The organism is Streptomyces sp. NPDC016677 (assembly GCF_055562815.1).
The window spans coordinates 24,945-43,111 of sequence record NZ_JBVHEO010000005.1 but is presented as its reverse complement, the minus strand read 5'-3'; the positions used below and the strand labels follow the sequence as shown (position 1 = coordinate 43,111).

Sequence of the window (18,167 nt, the reverse complement as noted above, 5' to 3'; positions counted from 1 at the left end):
TGCCGTACGACACAAAGGTCAGAGGTTCTCATCGTCATGTCTGACACAACCGGTGCCAGCTACGCGGCCGCGGGCGTAGACATCGAGGCGGGCGACCGCGCCGTCGAACTCATGAAGGAGTGGGTGAAGAAGACGCGGCGCCCCGAGGTCCTCGGCGGCCTCGGCGGTTTCGCCGGCCTCTTCGACGCCTCCGCCCTCAAGAAGTACGAGCGCCCCCTGCTCGCCTCCGCCACCGACGGCGTCGGCACCAAGGTCGACATCGCCCGCCGGCTCGGCGTCTACGACACCATCGGCCACGACCTGGTCGCCATGGTGATGGACGACATCGTGGTCTGCGGCGCCGAGCCGCTGTTCATGACCGACTACATCTGCGTCGGCAAGGTCCACCCCGAGCGGGTCGCCGCGATCGTCAAGGGCATCGCCGAGGGCTGTGTGCTGGCCGGCTGCGCCCTGGTCGGCGGCGAGACCGCCGAGCACCCCGGCCTGCTGGGCGCGGACGACTTCGACGTCGCCGGCGCCGGTACGGGCGTCGTGGAGGCCGACCGGCTGCTCGGCCCGGACCGTATCCGCACGGGTGACGCGGTCGTCGCCCTCGCGGCCTCCGGGCTTCACTCGAACGGGTACTCCCTCGTCCGGCACGTCCTGCTGAACGAGGCCGGTCTCGCCCTCGACGCGCACCACGACGACCTCGGCCGCACCCTCGGCGAGGAACTCCTGGAGCCGACCAAGATCTACTCGCTGGACTGCCTGGCCCTCACCCGCACCACCGAGGTGCACGCCTTCAGCCACATCACCGGCGGCGGACTCGCCGCCAACCTGGCCCGTGTGATCCCCGACGGCCTGCACGCCACCGTCGACCGCGCCACCTGGACCCCGGCCCCGATCTTCGACCTGGTCGGCCGGACCGGCCGGGTCGAGCGCCTGGAGCTGGAGAAGACGCTGAACATGGGCGTCGGCATGATGGCGATCGTGCCCCAGGAGTCCGTGGACGTGGCCCTGGCGACCCTGGCCGACCGCGGCGTGGACGCCTGGGTGGCCGGCGAGATCACCGAGCGCGGCGAGCACGCCGAAGGAGCCGCGCTGGTCGGTGACTACGCGGCCTGAGAGTGACTGCGAACCGCCGGGCCACGAGGTGACCCGGCGGACAGCACAGAAGCCGGTCGGTGACACAGGTCACCGACCGGGCACATGTTCAGTACAAGGTCAAGCGCCGCGACGCTGCGGTGAGGACTGTCCGTCCTCGTCTCCCTCGTCGTCGTCCTCATAGAGGTCGGCGTACTTGGAGTACAGATCGTCGTCGTCCTGCTCATCGTCCTCGAACCGCTCGCCGTTAGGCGGTTGCGGACTCGACGTCGATGCGCCCAGCTCCTCGGCCAGGCGGGAGAGATCAGTCCCACCGCTGTTGTACTTCAGCTGGCGGGCGACCTTCGTCTGCTTGGCCTTGGCCCGGCCGCGCCCCATGGCTCGACCCCCTCAACGACGGGGCTCGACGGCCCCAGAGTCTTGACACGCGTTCATGGTCCGGAACGGGCTCTCCGCAGAGAGACCGGTCCGTAGGGCTTCCACGGTACCTGAGCCCACGCCCATACGGTACGTCGCCCGCAGGACGTGCCCATGTCCGCCACCGTCGAGGCGCCCCGTCCTCGCTGGTCAACGGCGATTTTAACCACTTCCGCACGGTCGACCCGCCGGAAGAAGTGAGAGTTCTCTCCAACCGGCCCTCCGGCGGTACCGCGCGGCTCTCCCGACCGGCTCTCCCGGCCCGGCCCGGCCCGGTCAGTCCCGGCCGCGGGCCCGGGCCATCCGCTGCTCGGCGATCCGGTCGGCCGCGGCGGCCGGCGGGATCCCGTCCTCCTTCGCACGTGCGAATATGGCGAGCGTGGTCTCGTAGATCCCCGCGGCCTTCGCCTTGCACCGGTCGAAGTCGAAGCCGTGCAGCTCGTCGGCGACCTGGATGACCCCGCCGGCGTTCACCACGTAGTCCGGCGCGTAGAGGATGCCGCGGTCCGCGAGGTCCTTCTCCACGCCCGGGTGGGCGAGCTGGTTGTTGGCGGCCCCGCAGACCACCTTGGCGGTGAGCACCGGCACGGACGTGTCGCTCAGCGCGCCGCCGAGCGCGCAGGGGGCGTAGACGTCCAGCCCCTCGGCCCGGATCAGCGCGTCGGTGTCGGCGACCACGCGGACCGAGGGGTGCTCGTCGGTGACCCGCGCCACGGCCTCCCGCCGGACGTCCGTGACCACGACCCGGGCGCCCTCGGCCAGCAGGTGGCCCACCAGGTGGCGGCCCACCTTGCCCACGCCCGCGATGCCGACCGTCCGGTCGCGCAGCGAGGGGTCGCCCCACAGGTGCTGGGCCGAGGCCCGCATGCCCTGGTAGACGCCGAAGGCGGTGAGGACCGAGGAGTCGCCGGCGCCGCCGTGCTCGGGGGAGCGCCCGGTCGTCCAGCGGCACTCGCGCGCGACGACGTCCATGTCCGCCACGTAGGTACCGACGTCGCAGGCGGTGACGTAGCGCCCGCCGAGCGAGGCCACGAACCGGCCGTAGGCGAGCAGCAGTTCCTCGCTCTTGATCCGCTCCGGGTCCCCGATGATCACGGCCTTGCCGCCGCCGTGGTCGAGCCCGGCCATGGCGTTCTTGTACGACATCCCGCGGGCGAGGTTCAGCGCGTCGGCGACCGCCTCCGCCTCGGTCGCGTACGGATGGAAGCGGGTGCCGCCGAGCGCGGGACCCAGGGCGGTGGAGTGGATGGCGATGACGGCCTTGAGACCGGTGGCGCGGTCCTGGCAGAGCACGACTTGCTCATGACCCCCCTGGTCCGAGTGGAACAGGGTGTGCAGTACATCAGCAGGCGCGCCGGTCACATCGGTCACGGTGGTGACTCCTGGGTAAGTAGCGGCTGGTGGAGGCGGTCCCGTACGGGTGGCGGGACTGTGGCACGAGATTAGGCCCTGCCGCGGCCCGCCCGCCGCACAGTGTCGGGGATCACCTCCGCACGGAGTACCGCCGTGGGACGATGCGCCGAGGGTTCCCGCGCCCACCTGCCCGGGCCCGGCAGGTTTTTCCGGCGGTGCGCGGGGGAGGGAGCAGGCGTGCCCAAGGTGTCCTCGCTGATCGTCCCGTACGCCGCGTATCTGCGCGTGTACGAGCCGCTGGCGGCCTTCCCCGAGCCGGAGCGCGGCCACTGGGCGCGTTACGCCCGCCGCACCGACCTGCCCTCGTACCAGGACGAGCTGCGCCGCTCCCTGGCCGACCTGCTGCCCACCCCGCCGGTGCCGGTGGCGGTGCACGAGAGCGCCGACGCGTTCGTGCTGGAGTCCGACGGCGTGGTCTGCGTCTGCCCCTGGCGCACCCGGCTGCGCGGCTGGCAGGCCCTGGAGGAACTGCCCGAGGACTTCCCGGAGCCGGTCCTGGACGCCCTGCTCCCCCCGGTCCTGCGCCGCCAGGCGGCCCAGGACTACGACCGTTGGCTGGAGGGCAACCCCGACGCCCGCCCCTGGATCCGCACGGCGACCTGGCAGGTGCCGATCAACTGGTTCGTCCTAGTCGCCGACGAGGAGCGGGAGTACGACAAGGGCGGCGGCGACCCGCACGAGGCGGCGCCGGTGCTGCGCTACCGCACACCGATGGCACAGGCCCGGCGCCGGGTGGCCCGGGGGCTGCGGGCCCTGCGGGAGGCCATGGACGAGGGGCCGCTGATCGACGGCCTGATGGACGTGGGCCGCTGGCTGGAGGAGTTCCACCCGCGCTCCGTGGTGGAGCTGGACTACGGGGGCCTGGTGCACGCCGTCCCGGCCGACGCGTTGGCCGACGACCACTCCGCGGCGGACGTGGCCGAGGGCATCGACGCCCTGCGGCACGGCGACGGGGCGGCCGCGGGGGCGGCGTACGGGCGGCTCGTGGAGCGCTGGCGGGCGGTCCGTGACCGGCGGTCGGCGAACTGACGTTTGACGTGACGCCCGTTTTGGGGTTTCGTCACTCACTCCGGGTGATCCCCGGTTCTTCCGGATGTCACCTCGGCGTGGGACGTAATTCCCGATCCGGGCGTATGACTCAAGCGTGACGGACCGCACGTACCCCCGCTCTTGCGTCGCTTGCCCCTCCTCGTGCCAAAATAGGACAAGGAGTCCGGGGAGGGCTCCTTCCGTCCTGCTGTGGTGCACTGTGGGCGGATTCTCGGCAATGCGTGCTTTGGGGGGTCTGATGACTCCTGATCGCCAGTGTGACTGATCGTCACACTGGCGTGACTGTCCGCTATGGCATGGTCCATCGGCATCCGTCGCTGATGAACACCTGGGAGGGCAATTCCATCGGTTTGGCCGACGCGGCTGGACAGATGGTGTAGTTGTAGTGCCGAGGACAAGCCGTTCGTCCTATAACCGACTCGACTCGCGTCCGCCATTTCGGGCAACGCGGGTCAAGGTGCAGAATTTAGAGGAAAGAACCGAGAAGGTTCGGTTCTCCCGAGGAGGCCGCTCATGACCGCTCGCACCCCTGATGCCGAGCCGCTGCTGACCCCCGCCGAGGTCGCCACCATGTTCCGCGTCGACCCGAAGACGGTCACGCGCTGGGCCAAGGCCGGCAAGCTCACGTCGATCCGCACGCTCGGCGGGCACCGCCGTTACCGCGAGGCCGAGGTGCGCGCACTGCTCGCGGGCATCCCGCAGCAGCGCAGCGAGGCCTGAACAACCGCATAAACGGACGAAACGGCTGGTCCCCCAACCCGCCACGGCGTCCGGAACCAACAGCTCCACACGACGCGGGATCTGCCCCAACAGGCCCCACGCCGCCTGCTTCATCGATCGCGCTGGACTCCGCCGGGTCCAGCGCGATCTTTTTTGTGCCTGATGGCGGGTGGGGTGGAGGCCACCGGGGGGTTCTGTGAGCGGCCTTGTCGGAGTCTGGGCGGGGCTGTCGGAACGTCTGTGAAGGTCTCCTCAGGTCAGTACAATTGCACATATTAAATTGACCAGTTGTAGGAGAGGTGTAAGCGTCACTGTTTCAAAAATGAGTACAGTGACACCCGTCACATGCCAGGCGGGTTGTTGGCGGTGGCATATGTGCGCTAGAGGAGGGACTGATTCCCATCGGCCCCCCGGCGCACGGGTGTTGACGCCGGCGGCCGGTCACACGCCGGGGGCGTGCTCGCCGCCCTCCGCGCCTTTCTGACGGCCTGTCGGGGACTGCGGGGCGGAATCCATCGCCAGCCGCAGCAGACGGTGGCAGACCGGGCAGTGGCGGGTCCGATGGCCGTAGGACGACGCGGCCGCCAGGTGCGCCCGGAGCAACGCCCGGGTCTCGTGCCTCACCGATGCCGCCATACGCCACCTCCGGCGGGCCACACGGGGAAGGGGGCCCTGCTTCCGGGGTACCCAGTGAATGTGACGGCGTCAAGGGCGGGGCGCGTGGCCGTGTGGGGCCGGTGCGGTACGGCGAGGGCTCTGTGCGCCGCCGCGGTCATGGCGTGACGGAGGGAAGAAGAAAGACCCCGCACCGTTCGGTGCGGGGTCTTCGTTGCGGTCCTGACGGGATTTGAACCCGCGGCCTCCACCTTGACAGGGTGGCGAGCACTCCAAACTGCTCCACAGGACCAGGCTTTGCGGCGCTTCACTCGCTGTCGCTCTGCGTTGCGCTGCGAGAAGGACTGTACAGGAGGGTGAGCGTCCTGGTCGAACTCACCCTCCGTCAGCGGTCCGTCACGGCGCCGCCGCGTCGATCGCCTTCACGATCCGCTTGTCGGAGACCGGGTAGGCCGTGCCCAGCGCGTGCGCGAAGTAGCTGACCCGCAGCTCCTCGATCATCCACCGGATCTCCAGGACCTGCCGCGGCACGGGCCGCCCCCGCGGCAGCTGCTCCAGCAGCCACGCGTACTCGTCCCGCATCTCGTGGACCTTCTCCATCCGGGCCGTGTCCCGCTGGGCGCCCGCCGGCATCTGCTGGAGCCGCCGGTCCGCCGCGATCAGGTACCGCATCAGGTCCGGCAGCCGCCGGATGCCCGCCTCCGTCACGAAGCCGGGCTTCACCAGGGCGTCCAGCTGCTCCCGCACGTCCTGGAGGTTGGCCAGCAGCGCGGGGCTGCGGACGGCCTTCAGGCGGCGTTCGGCGGCCCCCCAGGCGGCGAGGACCTGCTGCACCTGCCCGACCGTGCGGACGGTCGTGTCGACGATCTCGGCGCGGACCTTGTCGTACAGCTTCCGGTAGGACTCCTCGTCCCAGGCCGGTCCGCCGAAGTCGGCCATCAGCTTGTCGGCGGCGGCCATCGCGCAGTCGTCGAACAGGGCCTGGATCGAACCGTGCGGGTTGGCCGACAGCCCCAGCTTCTGCTGGTTGGTGAGCTTTTCGGATGCGAACTTCGCTGGGTTGACCGGAATGTTGCGCAGGATCAGCCGGCGCGTGCCCTTCCACATCGCCTGCGCCTGCTCGGCCTCGGTGTCGAAGAGGCGGACGGAGACGGTGTCCCCGTCGTCGACCAGCGCGGGGTACGCCTTGACCGGCTGACCGGCGCGGCGGGTCTCGAAGACGCGGGTGAGCGTGCCGATCGTCCAGTCGGTCAGGCCGGCGCGCTCCAGGGACTCGCCGCCCTGCCGCTCGGCCGTGGCGGCGGCGGCCTGCGAGAGGGCCTTGCGCGCCTTGGGCCGGAGCTGGAGCTTCAGCGCCTCCAGGTCCTTGTCCTCGGCCAGCTTCCGGCGCCGTTCGTCGACGATCCGGAAGGTGATCTTCAGGTGGTCGGGAACCTTGGACCAGTCGAAGTCCTCCGGCTCGAAGGGCACTCCGACCATCCGCTTCAGCTCGCGCGCCACGGTCGTGGTCAGCGGCTCCTGCAACGGCACCGCCCGCTCCAGGAACTTGCGGGCGTAGTCGGGGGCGGGCACGTAGTTGCGGCGGATCGGCTTCGGCAGGGACCGGATCAGCTCGGTCACGACCTGGTCCCGCAGCCCCGGGATCTGCCAGTCGAAGCCCTCGTCGGTGACCTGGTTGAGCACCTGGAGTGGGATGTGCACGGTCACGCCGTCCGCGTCCGCGCCCGGCTCGAACTGGTACGTCACCCGGAACTTCAGCGGCCCCTGCCGCCAGGCGTCCGGATAGTCGTCCTTGGTGACCGCGCCCGCCTTCTCGTTGATGAGCATCTCGCGCTCGAAGTCGAGGAAGTCGGGCTGCTCGCGGTGCTTGCGCTTCCACCAGGAGTCGAAGTGCGCCCCGGACACGACGTGTTCGGGCACCCGCTGGTCGTAGAAGTCGAAGAGCGTCTCGTCGTCGACCAGGATGTCCCGGCGCCGGGCGCGGTGCTCCAGTTCCTCGACCTCGCCCAGCAGCTTGCGGTTGTCGGCGAAGAACTTGTGGTGCGTGCGCCAGTCGCCCTCGACCAGCGCGTTGCGGATGAACAGCTCGCGGCTGACCTCGGGGTCGATCCGGCCGTAGTTCACCTTCCGCTGGGCGACGATCGGTACGCCGTACAGCGTGACCTTCTCGTACGCCATCACGGCCGCCTGGTCCTTCTCCCAGTGCGGCTCGCTGTACGTCCGCTTGAGCAGGTGGCCGGCGAGCGGCTCGACCCACTCGGGTTCGATCCTGGCGTTGACGCGGGCCCACAGGCGGCTGGTCTCCACCAGTTCGGCGGACATCACGAAGCGGGGCGGCTTCCTGAACAGCGCCGACCCCGGGAAGATCGCGAACTTGGCGTTGCGGGCACCGACGTACTCGTTCTTCGCGCCGTCCTTCACGTCCTTCATGCCGACGTGGGAGAGGAGGCCGGCGAGGAGCGACTGGTGGACGCGGTCGCCGGGGGCGTCGTCCTCGTTGAGCTGGATGCCCATCTGCTTGGCGACCGTGCGCAGCTGCGTGTAGATGTCCTGCCATTCGCGGACGCGCAGGAAGTTGAGGAACTCCTGCTTGCACATCCGGCGGAAGGACGACGAACCGCGCTCCTTCTGCTGCTCGCGCAGATAGCGCCAGAGGTTGAGGAAGGCGAGGAAGTCGCTGGTCTCGTCCTTGAAGCGGGCGTGCTGCTGGTCGGCCTGGGCCTGCTTGTCGGACGGGCGTTCGCGCGGGTCCTGGATGGAGAGCGCGGCGGCTATGACCATGACCTCGCGGGCACAGCCGTTCTTGTCGGCCTCCAGGACCATGCGGGCCAGCCGCGGGTCGACGGGGAGCTGGGCCAGCTTGCGGCCGGTGTCGGTGAGCCGCTTGCGCGGGTCCTTCTGCGCCGGGTCGAGGGCGCCCAGCTCCTGGAGGAGCTGCACACCGTCCCGGATGTTGCGGTGGTCCGGCGGGTCGATGAAGGGGAACTTCTCGATGTCGCCGAGGCCCGCCGCGGTCATCTGGAGGAGGACGGAGGCGAGGTTGGTACGGAGGATCTCCGCGTCGGTGAACTCCGGCCGGGCGAGGAAGTCGTCCTCGCTGTAGAGCCGGATGCAGATGCCGTCGGACGTACGGCCGCAGCGGCCCTTGCGCTGGTTGGCGCTGGCCTGCGAGATCGCCTCGATCGGCAGCCGCTGGACCTTGGTGCGGTGGCTGTAGCGGGAGATGCGGGCGAAGCCGGGGTCGATGACGTACTTGATGCCGGGGACGGTCAGCGACGTCTCGGCGACGTTGGTGGCCAGCACGATGCGGCGGCCGGTGTGCGGCTGGAAGACGCGGTGCTGCTCGGCGTGCGAGAGGCGGGCGTAGAGGGGGAGTACCTCGGTGAACCGGTATTTCTTCTTTTCGAGTGCGTCGGCGGTGTCCCGGATCTCCCGCTCCCCGGAGAGGAAGACGAGGATGTCGCCCTTGCCCTCCGCCATCAGTTCCTCGACGGCGTCGGTGATCGCGGTGATCTGGTCCCGGTCGGCGTCCTCGGAGTCCTCCTCCAGGAGCGGCCGGTAGCGCACCTCCACCGGATACGTCCGCCCGCTGACCTCGATGATCGGGGCGTCGCCGAAGTGCCGGGAGAAGCGCTCGGGGTCGATGGTCGCCGAGGTGATGACGACCTTGAGGTCGGGGCGCCGGGGCAGGAGCTGCGCCAGGTACCCCAGGAGGAAGTCGATGTTCAGGGACCGTTCGTGGGCCTCGTCGATGATGATCGTGTCGTAGGCGCGCAGCTCGCGGTCGGTCTGGATCTCGGCGAGCAGGATGCCGTCCGTCATCAGCTTCACGAAGGTGGCGTCCGGGTTCACCTGGTCGGTGAAGCGGACCTTCCAGCCGACGGCCTCGCCGAGCGGCGTGTCCAGCTCGTCGGCGACCCGCTCGGCGACCGTGCGGGCGGCGATCCGGCGCGGCTGGGTGTGCCCGATCATGCCCTTGACCCCGCGCCCGAGGTCAAGGCAGATCTTCGGGATCTGGGTCGTCTTCCCGGACCCGGTCTCACCGGCGACGATGACGACCTGGTGGTCCCGGATGGCGTCCGCGATCGCGTCCCGCTTCTGGCTGACGGGCAGCTGCTCGGGATAGGTGACGGCGGGCATGCGGGAACGGCGCGTGGCGATGCGTTCCTCGGCCCGGTCGACCTCCGCCTCGATCTCGGCGAGGACGGCGACGCGGGCCTCCGGCTTGCGGATCTTCCGTGCGCCTTCGAGCCTGCGGCCGAGCCGGTGCGCGTCGCGCGGCGACAGCTCGGTCAGACGGGGGGCGAGGTCGCCGAGGGCGGGGGCAGGGTGCGTAGACATACGGAATCCAGGATCTCATCCCGGCGAAAAGAGTGGCGAACGCTTTTCCCGCCTCACCGTTCCGGTGCCAGCAGGGCCGTGAGTTCCGCCGCCGACCAGCGGCCCTCCGCGCCGGGGCAGGCGGCGACGTACTCGGCGACCGCCGGGAGGTCCCACGCCCCCGCGGAGAGCAGGCCGGAGGCGAGGAACCGTACGTAGGGGAGGGAGGGCGCGAGCCAGGGGACGTCGTGCATGCCCCACGGGGCGGTGAAGGTGAGGGCGGGCAGGCCGTCGATCTGGCCGGCGCAGACCAGCGTCTCGTACCGCCCGTCCCCGAGCACGGCCCGCCCCCGGGTCAGTACGCCGGTCAGGTCCAGGCCGCCGTCCCCGCCGGGCTCCCGGTACATCTCCTGGGCGGCGATGTCGGAGAACTGCTCGGCCGACACGAGATGCGCCCGGGCCAGGACCCGGCCGTCCGCGCCGGGGTCGTAGAAGGCCCGGCCGCCCCGCCAGACGGGGGAGCGGGTGGCGAAGTACATCACGCCGTTGAGTTCGACGGGGAGGGAGCGGGCAGGGGGCGCGGGGTCGCGGCAGCCCGGGTAGGTCCGGCCGGCACCGGGCGGGCGCCCGCCCCGGAGGTAGGCGGAGAGCCGGCCGAGGTGGGTGTTGGACCCGTACGACGTGTACCAGACCAGCTCGGGGCGCCGGTCGCGCGGCAGGGCCGGGTCGATGCTCCGCAGGGCTTTCGTCATGCCGGGTCCCTACCCGGGGCGGGCCGGCCGCCCCCGCGCGTCAGGCCGCCCGCATGCCGCCGTCCACCGGGAGCACCGTGCCGGTGACGTAGGAGGCGCGGTCGCTGAGCAGCCAGGCGGCGGCCTGGGCGACCTCGTCGGGGTCGGCCGCGCGGCCCAGCGGGGTGCGCGCGTTGAGGTGGTCGATGACGCCGGGGCTCCGCTCGTCCCACTCCCGCATCATCTCGGTCAGCGTGGTGCCGGGGGCGACGGCGTTGACGCGGATGCCCTCCGGGCCGTACGTGACGGCGGCGGACTCGGTGAGGCTGTTGACCGCCCGCTTCATCGCGCCGTAGGAGGGCAGCGCGGGGTTGCCGCGCAGACTGCCGACGGAGGAGGTGTTGACGATGGCGCCGCTGCCGGCGGTGGCCCGGACGGCGGCGACCTGGGCGGCCATGGCGAGCCAGACGCCCTTGAGGTTCACGGCGTAGACCTGGTCGAAGTCGGCCTCGGTGGTCCGGTCCAGCGGGCCGGGCGGCACGCCGGTCGCACCGTTGTTGAAGGCCACGTCGAGGCGGCCGTACAGCTCCACGGCCCGGTCGACGGCGGCCCGTACGGAGGCCGGGTCGGCCAGGTCGCACACCGCGTACCCGGCGGTGCCGCCGGCCGCCCGTATCTCCTCGGTCACCTCCTTGAGCTGCCGTTCCGTGCGGGCCGCGAGCAGGACGCGGGCGCCCTCCCGGGCGAACAGCCGCGCCGCGGCGGCCCCGATGCCGCGGCCGGCGCCGCTGACGAAGGCGACCTTGCCGGCCAGCAGGCCCCGGTCGGTGGTGAACACATCGCTGGGTGAGTTGTCCATGAGGACGAGCCTGCGCGGGCCGGCGGAGCCCAGCCAGGCACCGGCGGTACCTGGCTGGGCCGCCCGCGCCCGCGCACACTGACGGCATGGACCGACGAGAGCTGGCCGGCTTCCTGCGCGGCCGACGCGAGCGGATCACCCCCGCCGACGTGGGACTGCCCGCCGGGCCGCGCCGCCGTACCCCGGGGCTGCGCCGCGAGGAGGTGGCGCAGCTGGCGTACATCTCGACCGAGTACTACACCCGGCTGGAACAGGCCCGCGGTCCGCGTCCGTCGCGCGAGGTGCTGGCCGGTCTGGCCCGGGCCCTGCGGCTCTCGGACGCCGAGCGCGAGCACCTGCACCACCTCGCCGGTGCCCCGCCCGGCCCTCCGCCCGGACCCTCGCGCGAAGTGCCGCGGAGCATCCTCGACCTGATCCGGCGGCTGCCGCGGACGGCGGCGCTGGTGCTGTCCGCGACCTACGAGGTGATCGCCTGGAACGACCTGGCGGGCCGCCCTCCTGGAGGACTTCTCGGCCGTGCCCCGGCAGGAACGCAACCTCGTCCGCCGGGCCTTCCTCGCGCCGCGGACGCTGGGACGGGAGCGGTACGGACTGTCCGACCCGGAGGCGTTCTCCCACGCCGCCGCCCGCCACCTGCGCGCCGTGGCCGCCCGCTACCCGGACGATCCCGAGGTGGCCGCGCTGGTGGACGACCTGGTCTCCGGCAGCCCGGAGTTCGCCCGCCTCTGGGCCGACCACGACGTACGGGCCATCCCCACCCTGCGCAAGATCATCGACCACCCGATGGTCGGCCCCGTCACCGTGAACTGCGACACCCTCGACATCACCGACCGGGACCAGCACATCGTCCTCTACACGGCCGAGCCCGGCTCCTCGGCGGAGGAGGCGCTGCGGCTCCTGTCGGTGATCGGAACCCAGCGGATGGATGTGCCGCGCTGAGCGCCACCGACCCCGTTCGCCAGGTTTCGCCACCCCCCTCACGGCGCTGACCAGGCCATTTCGGATGATCTACGCGAGAATGCGCGCGCGCCACCCTTCACCGCCATCGTTCGCCACGTGGTCCGCCACCCGTAGTGATCATGGAAATAGCGCGGGATCTTGATGCTCCCGAGGACTTGGGGTTTCCTCGTCGTGGAGCCGAGGAGCCGTGAGGCTCCCGCCCGACGCGTGGGACCTGGCTCCGGGCGACCTCCCGGAGCCAGGCGCACACGCGGGATCACAGGCGGGTCCGGCCGACTAGACAGCGGCCGGGCTCGCTTGCCGCCCAACCGTTCGTCCGGACTTCCCCCGGTGCGTCACACAAAGCGCTCGACGCACCCCGCGATGGCAGTGACCGCCGTGAGGATCAGCGCAGCGAACTGCACCCAGTCCGGTAACTGGCTCGCCCTGCGGCGCCGTCCTCGTCGTGTCGATCTCTGCATCCGGCCCGACCTCCTATCTCTCAACGTCCCCAACCGGGTTGGGACCCGCCCGGTGCGGGCGGGCGCGCGGGAGAGAGATGCGCCGGACCTCTCGCAAGGTAACCGGTACGGCGGTGGCGCACGCTCGGGTTCGAGGGTGGCGAATGCTGGCGAACAGGGAACCGGGCCGCCCGTCCGGCCCCGAGGGCGCACGCACACGTACCCGCACAGGAAAAAGCCCCTCTCCCGTAGTGCGAGGAGAGGGGCTCTGCCCTGGTCAGGGCTGTGGTGGCTGGGGCCGGGGTCGAACCGGCGACCTTCCGCTTTTCAGGCGGACGCTCGTACCAACTGAGCTACCCAGCCACGAGGTTTCACGTGAAACACGTCCACATGTACCTCGGCGGTCCTGACGGGATTTGAACCCGCGGCCTCCACCTTGACAGGGTGGCGAGCACTCCAAACTGCTCCACAGGACCAAGCGTGTGTACGACAGTGTCGCACACGATCTTGCGTGCCCCCAACGGGATTCGAACCCGTGCTACCGCCTTGAAAGGGCGGCGTCCTAGGCCGCTAGACGATGAGGGCTATCGGCCCGCCTGGGCGCTTCTCAGCGCGTCGGGGACGTGAGAAGCATATGGGATGGCGGGAGGTATCGCCAAAACGGTTTACGGGGAGGGGGTCGCGCCCGTCGGCGGGTGCGTGGGTGAGCCCGTGGGGGAGGGGGAGGCGCCGGGCTGGTTCTCCTTCGGGAGGTGGCGGCTGACCTCGGCCGTGGTGAGGCCCAGCCCGCCCAGCTCGATCTCGTCCCATGCCTGGAGGCGGCGGCTGTCCCGGTCGAAGTAGAGGATCGACGCCTGGATCGGGTCGGGGTGCTCGCCCTCGACCGCGCGCAGGCCGCTGCCGCCGGTCGAGCCCTCGATGCGCAGCCGGGTTCCGTACTTCATGACCTCCATCTCCTCGTGGTGCACGTGTCCCGCCAGGACCAGCGGCACGTCACCGTCCACCTCGCGGGCGGCGGACGGTTCGTGGGCGACGGCGATGTCCACCGGGGTGCCCGCCGCGCTCTGGTCGCGCAGGGCCGAGGCCAGCCGGGCGCCCGCCAGCTCCTGGGACGCCTGTGCGCCGGGCCGCGTCGAGCGGTCCGGGGTGAACTGGGGGTCGCCGATGCCCGCGAAGCGCAGCCCGGCCACGGTTTCGGCCCGGCCGTCGTCCAGGACGTGGACGTTCTCCAGGCCCTCCAGATAGCGCTGGGTCTCCATCGAGTCGTGGTTGCCGCGGACCCAGACGTAGGGCGCGCCGAGGTCCTCGATCGGGTCGAGGAAGCCGTTCTCCGCGGCTGTGCCGTGGTCCATCGTGTCGCCGGAGTCGACGATCACGTTCACCTGGTACTGCTCCACCAGCGAGGCGATGATCTTCCAGCTCGCCGGGTTGAGGTGGATGTCCGACACGTGCAGCACGCGGAGCGTGGTCGGGTCCGGCCGGTAGGCGGGGAGGGTGGAGGTGACGTCGTAGAGCTTGGTCACGTTCGTCACTAGGCGGGCCAGTTCCTTCTGGTAGACGTCGAACTCGGTGACGATCGAGCGGGCGTCGCCGACGAGGGACGGCGCGGAGGAGAGCAGGCCGGAGAACTTCGGTTCCAGGACCGAGTCCGGTTTCCAGGTCGCGTACGCCGTTCCGCCGGAGGCCAGCAGCAGGGCGAGGGCGAGGCCGCCGGCGGTCAGGGCGCGGCGGGGGCGGCGGTAGACGGCGAGGCCGAGCGCCGTGGCGCCCGTGACGACGGCGACGCCGGAGCGTACGGCCAGGTCGAGGGTGCCGTGCGCGACGTCGTCGGCCACCTCGTCCTGGAGGCCGGAGAGACGTTCCGGGTGGTCGACCAGGGCCTGGGCGCGCTCCGGGTCGAGCTGGTCGACGTTGACGTCCAGGCGGACGGGGGCGATGTGGCTGTCGAGTTCCAGGGCGCCCAGCGGAGAGATGTTGATCTTCGTACCGCCGGTGAGGGAGGGGCGCAGGGTCATCGTCGTGTTCATGGGGCCGACGGGGGTGCGGACGTCCCCGACGACCAGCAGGCCGAGCCAGGCGCCGAGCAGCACGACCACGACCAGGCCCAGGGCGCGGGTCCAGGGGCGGGGGCGGGGCGTCAGCCCGGTGGTGGTGGTTCCCGGGCGGGCGCGGGCGCGGTGGACGACGTGCAGGACAGCGGCGGGGACGCGGGCCATTGGTCGCGTATGCCCACGTCCCCCGGGGGATATGCGGGCGCCGTGCGGCTGCCGCGCGGCTGTGTCGTACGCGACAGCCGTACCGGACAATGGGGCTGTGCTGGAGATGACGCGCGAGGAGTTCGAGGAACTGGTCGCCGAGGCCCTGGACCGGATCCCGCCGGAGCTGACGCGGCTGATGGACAACGTCGCGGTGTTCGTGGAGGACGAGCCGCCGGCGGACGATCCCGAGCTGCTCGGGCTCTACGAGGGGACGCCGCTGACCGAGCGGGGGGAGTGGTACGCGGGCGTGCTGCCCGACCGGATCACGATCTACCGGGGGCCGACGCTGCGGATGTGCGAGACGCGGGAGGACGTGGTCGCGGAGACCGAGGTGACCGTCGTGCACGAGATCGCGCACCACTTCGGCATCGACGACGCGCGGCTGCACGCGCTGGGGTACGGGTGACGGTTCCCCGGCGGGTGCGGTGACGGTTCCCGGCGGGTGCGGCTGAAGATCCCGGACGGGTACGGGCGTACGGGCGTACGGGGGGGGGTGCGGGCGGGCGGATGTTCGGGTGTGCCGTCCGGTCCGGGCGCGCCGGGCGCGTGTCTTCTTGTGCGCGGCGGGAGTTGGGCACGGAGACCCCCTGACATCCCGGAGGTGGCTGCCCGTGCGCCCCTTGTACGTACCCGTCCGTCTGGCGGCCACGGCCGTGGCCGTCGTCGCCGCCGCAGGCTGCATGAGCGTGGGCGGGGACGAACCGGACGGGAGCGGCAGGCCCTCGCGCTCCGTGGGAGAGCGGGGCGCCGAGGCACCCGACGGCGGCTCGCGGGCGCCGGGCGGTGGCGCCGGTGCCGGCGCGGCGGTGGGCGACGACCGGTCCGGGCACGGCAAGGAGAAGGGCAAGGGCGGGAAGAAGGACGGCAAGAAGGGCGGGAAGGGCAAGGACGAGGACGCCTCCGCCGAGCCGCAGGAGCCGGCCGACGGGTCCGCCCCGGCGCGGGACGAGCCGGACGGGCCGCCGCCGCCCCGGCCCGCCGACCCGGAGCCCACCCGCAGCGCCGAGCCCGAGCCGACGCCGCCCGGCGAGCCGCCCGCCTCCCCGACGCCGGAGCCGACGGTGGCCGAGCCGTCGTCGTCGGCACACGAGCCGCCGGGGCCGCAGCTGGAGCAGCGGGAACCGGCGCCCCAGGCCGGGGCGCCGGCCTGACCGGGCACGCGAGCTGACACGAAAGTGCTGGTCAGAGCAGTGCGCGAGGGTCGGTTTGCCTTCAGGGGGGTGGGGTGCGTATGGTGGTAGATCGTTTGATCCCATTTGCCCGGCGCCAACGCAGAGCGCGCCGTGTGGCGCGTACTCTCTCCCTTGCCGTGGTGGACCGCATTGAGGCGGTCGTATTGCGAATCGCGAATCACGGAGTTGACGGGCGCGTGCCGACGAGACTCCGGAAGGTTTCGCATTCGCATGTCCATCACCAGTACTGATCACGTCGTCGTGCCCGAGAACATCGAGGGCACCGAGGACACCAACCCCGCCGTAGAGACCACCGAGACCGCCGAGGCCGTCGAGGTCACGGAGGCTCCCGAGGCGGCCGCCAAGGCCCCCGAGTCCTCCGGGTCCCCCGAGCCCTCCGGGCCCACCTTCGCGGACCTCGGTCTGCCCGAGGGTGTCGTGCGCAAGCTCGCGCAGAACGGCGTGACCAGCCCCTTCCCGATCCAGGCCGCGACCATCCCGGACGCCCTGGCCGGCAAGGACATCCTCGGCCGCGGCCGCACCGGCTCCGGCAAGACCCTCTCCTTCGGTCTGCCGACCCTGGCCACGCTGGCCGGCGGGCGCACCGAGAAGCACAAGCCCCGCGCCGTCATCCTCACCCCGACCCGTGAGCTGGCCATGCAGGTCGCCGACGCGCTCCAGCCGTACGGCGACGTCCTCGGCCTGAAGATGAAGGTCGTCTGCGGCGGCACCTCCATGGGCAACCAGATCTACGCCCTGGAGCGCGGTGTCGACGTCCTCGTCGCCACCCCGGGCCGCCTGCGGGACATCATCAACCGCGGCGCCTGCTCGCTGGAGAACGTCCAGATCACCGTCCTCGACGAGGCCGACCAGATGTCCGACCTGGGCTTCCTGCCCGAGGTCACCGAACTGCTCGACCAGGTCCCGGCCGGCGGCCAGCGGATGCTCTTCTCCGCCACCATGGAGAACGAGATCAAGACCCTCGTCGACCGGTACCTGAAGAACCCGGCGACCCACGAGGTCGACGCGGCGCAGGGCGCGGTGACGACCATGTCGCACCACATCCTGATCGTGAAGCCCAAGGACAAGGCGCCGGTCACCGCGGCCATCGCCTCCCGCAAGGGCCGCACCATCATCTTCGTCCGCACCCAGCTCGGCGCCGACCGCGTCGCCGAGCAGCTGCGGGACGCCGGTGTGAAGGCCGACGCGCTGCACGGCGGCATGACCCAGGGCGCCCGTACCCGGACGCTGGCCGACTTCAAGGACGGCTACGTCAACGTCCTCGTCGCCACCGACGTCGCCGCGCGCGGCATCCACGTCGACGGCATCGACCTGGTCCTCAACGTGGACCCGGCCGGCGACCACAAGGACTACCTGCACCGGGCCGGCCGTACCGCCCGCGCGGGCCGCACCGGCACGGTCGTCTCCCTCTCCCTGCCGCACCAGCGCCGTCAGATCTTCCGGCTGATGGAGGACGCGGGCGTCGACGCCGGACGTCACATCATCCAGGGCGGCGCGGCCTTCGACCCCGAGGTCGCCGAGATCACCGGCGCCCGTTCGATGACCGAGGTGCAGGCGGAGTCGGCGGGCAACGCCGCTCAGCAGGCCGAGCGCGAGGTCGCCCAGCTCACCAAGGAGCTGGAGCGGGCGCAGCGGCGCGCGAACGAGCTGCGCGAGGAGGCCGACCGCCTCGTCGCCCGGGTCGCGCGCGAGCGCGGCGAGGACCCCGCGGCGGCGGTCGCCGAGGCGGCGGCCACGGCCGGGACCGGCGAGTCCGCCGGGACGGCCGAGGTCTCGCTGCCGGAGCAGCCGGTGGCGCGGGACGTCGAGCGGATCGACCGTACGGAGCGGGCCGAGTCCGGTTCGGCGCCGTACGAGCGGCGTGAGCGGCGCGACGACCGCGGTGGCTTCCGCCGTGACGACCGTGGTGACCGTCGGGACGACCGCCGTGATGACCGTGGTGGGCGTTCGTTCGAGCGTCGTGACGACCGTGGTGGTTTCCGTCGCGATGACCGTCGTGACGGCGACCGTGGCGGCTTCCGCCGTGACGACCGTGGTGACCGTCGGGACGACCGCCGTGATGACCGTGGTGGGCGTTCGTTCGAGCGTCGTGACGACCGTGGTGGTTT

Annotated in this window: 13 protein-coding genes, 4 tRNA genes and 1 pseudogene; 7 read left to right on the top strand and 11 right to left on the bottom strand. The window is 71.4% G+C overall.

Annotated features, from left to right (window positions below):
* The first annotated feature begins 36 nt into the window (after positions 1-36).
* On the top strand, positions 37-1,104 hold the full coding sequence (purM, locus tag ACZ3IG_RS16335; RefSeq protein ID WP_467432535.1) for a phosphoribosylformylglycinamidine cyclo-ligase: 1,068 nt from the start codon (positions 37-39) through the stop codon (positions 1,102-1,104).
* Between the two features lie 99 nt (positions 1,105-1,203).
* Here the strand turns inward: purM and ACZ3IG_RS16330 are convergent, their stop codons facing one another.
* Together ACZ3IG_RS16330 and ACZ3IG_RS16325 are read right to left on the bottom strand one after the other, a co-directional pair.
* A complete protein-coding gene (locus ACZ3IG_RS16330) occupies positions 1,204-1,461 on the bottom strand; it encodes a DUF3073 domain-containing protein (protein ID WP_215172349.1) in 258 nt (85 codons plus the stop codon).
* A gap of 315 nt (positions 1,462-1,776) precedes the next feature.
* Complete coding sequence (locus tag ACZ3IG_RS16325; RefSeq protein ID WP_467432534.1) at positions 1,777-2,871, bottom strand: Leu/Phe/Val dehydrogenase; 1,095 nt, start codon at positions 2,869-2,871, stop codon at positions 1,777-1,779.
* Between the two features lie 219 nt (positions 2,872-3,090).
* On the opposite strand from ACZ3IG_RS16325, the gene ACZ3IG_RS16320 reads away from it, so the two are divergent.
* Together ACZ3IG_RS16320 and bldC are read left to right on the top strand one after the other, a co-directional pair.
* The gene (locus tag ACZ3IG_RS16320) at positions 3,091-3,942 is read left to right on the top strand and encodes a DUF8083 family protein (protein ID WP_467432532.1); all 852 of its coding nucleotides are present in this window, start codon (positions 3,091-3,093) and stop codon (positions 3,940-3,942) included.
* A gap of 534 nt (positions 3,943-4,476) precedes the next feature.
* Entirely contained in the window at positions 4,477-4,683 is a 207-nt protein-coding gene (gene bldC / locus ACZ3IG_RS16315; protein ID WP_003949541.1) for a developmental transcriptional regulator BldC, read from the top strand.
* 441 nt (positions 4,684-5,124) lie between these two features.
* Here the strand turns inward: bldC and ACZ3IG_RS16310 are convergent, their stop codons facing one another.
* The 5 genes from ACZ3IG_RS16310 to ACZ3IG_RS16290 all read right to left on the bottom strand — a co-directional run bounded on the left by ACZ3IG_RS16310 (position 5,125) and on the right by ACZ3IG_RS16290 (position 11,208).
* The gene (locus ACZ3IG_RS16310) at positions 5,125-5,319 is read right to left on the bottom strand and encodes a DUF6274 family protein (protein ID WP_467432531.1); all 195 of its coding nucleotides are present in this window, start codon (positions 5,317-5,319) and stop codon (positions 5,125-5,127) included.
* A gap of 196 nt (positions 5,320-5,515) precedes the next feature.
* Positions 5,516-5,590: transfer RNA gene (locus tag ACZ3IG_RS16305), tRNA-Asp, on the bottom strand.
* A gap of 104 nt (positions 5,591-5,694) precedes the next feature.
* Positions 5,695-9,639, bottom strand: coding sequence for an ATP-dependent RNA helicase HrpA (gene hrpA / locus ACZ3IG_RS16300; RefSeq protein WP_467432530.1), 3,945 nt, complete (start codon positions 9,637-9,639; stop codon positions 5,695-5,697).
* A gap of 53 nt (positions 9,640-9,692) precedes the next feature.
* On the bottom strand, positions 9,693-10,370 hold the full coding sequence (locus ACZ3IG_RS16295) for a histone deacetylase (RefSeq protein ID WP_467432527.1): 678 nt from the start codon (positions 10,368-10,370) through the stop codon (positions 9,693-9,695).
* A 40-nt stretch (positions 10,371-10,410) separates the two neighbouring features.
* Positions 10,411-11,208, bottom strand: coding sequence for an SDR family NAD(P)-dependent oxidoreductase (locus ACZ3IG_RS16290; RefSeq protein ID WP_467432525.1), 798 nt, complete (start codon positions 11,206-11,208; stop codon positions 10,411-10,413).
* Positions 11,209-11,294: 86 nt separating this feature from the next.
* On the opposite strand from ACZ3IG_RS16290, the pseudogene ACZ3IG_RS16285 reads away from it, so the two are divergent.
* Positions 11,295-12,147 (top strand): annotated as a pseudogene (locus tag ACZ3IG_RS16285) (helix-turn-helix transcriptional regulator).
* 747 nt (positions 12,148-12,894) lie between these two features.
* Here ACZ3IG_RS16285 and ACZ3IG_RS16280 read toward each other — a convergent pair.
* The 4 genes from ACZ3IG_RS16280 to ACZ3IG_RS16265 form a co-directional block, all read right to left on the bottom strand.
* A tRNA-Phe gene (locus tag ACZ3IG_RS16280) sits at positions 12,895-12,971 on the bottom strand.
* Between the two features lie 38 nt (positions 12,972-13,009).
* Positions 13,010-13,084 (bottom strand) — tRNA-Asp (locus ACZ3IG_RS16275).
* A gap of 36 nt (positions 13,085-13,120) precedes the next feature.
* A tRNA-Glu gene (locus ACZ3IG_RS16270) sits at positions 13,121-13,193 on the bottom strand.
* Between the two features lie 80 nt (positions 13,194-13,273).
* Positions 13,274-14,824, bottom strand: a complete 1,551-nt coding sequence (locus ACZ3IG_RS16265) for a metallophosphoesterase family protein (RefSeq protein WP_467432524.1) — start codon at positions 14,822-14,824, stop codon at positions 13,274-13,276.
* Positions 14,825-14,921: 97 nt separating this feature from the next.
* On the opposite strand from ACZ3IG_RS16265, the gene ACZ3IG_RS16260 reads away from it, so the two are divergent.
* From ACZ3IG_RS16260 to ACZ3IG_RS16250, 3 genes are all read left to right on the top strand, one after another.
* Positions 14,922-15,272 carry a metallopeptidase family protein gene (locus tag ACZ3IG_RS16260; protein ID WP_110629035.1) on the top strand — a complete coding sequence of 117 codons (351 nt, stop codon included), beginning with the start codon at positions 14,922-14,924 and terminating at the stop codon, positions 15,270-15,272.
* Between the two features lie 205 nt (positions 15,273-15,477).
* Positions 15,478-16,017 (top strand): hypothetical protein, encoded by a 540-nt coding sequence (locus ACZ3IG_RS16255; RefSeq protein WP_467432522.1) that lies wholly within the window; start codon positions 15,478-15,480, stop codon positions 16,015-16,017.
* Between the two features lie 252 nt (positions 16,018-16,269).
* The coding region (locus ACZ3IG_RS16250; RefSeq protein WP_467432521.1) for a DEAD/DEAH box helicase at positions 16,270-18,167 on the top strand (1,898 nt) is incomplete at its 3' end.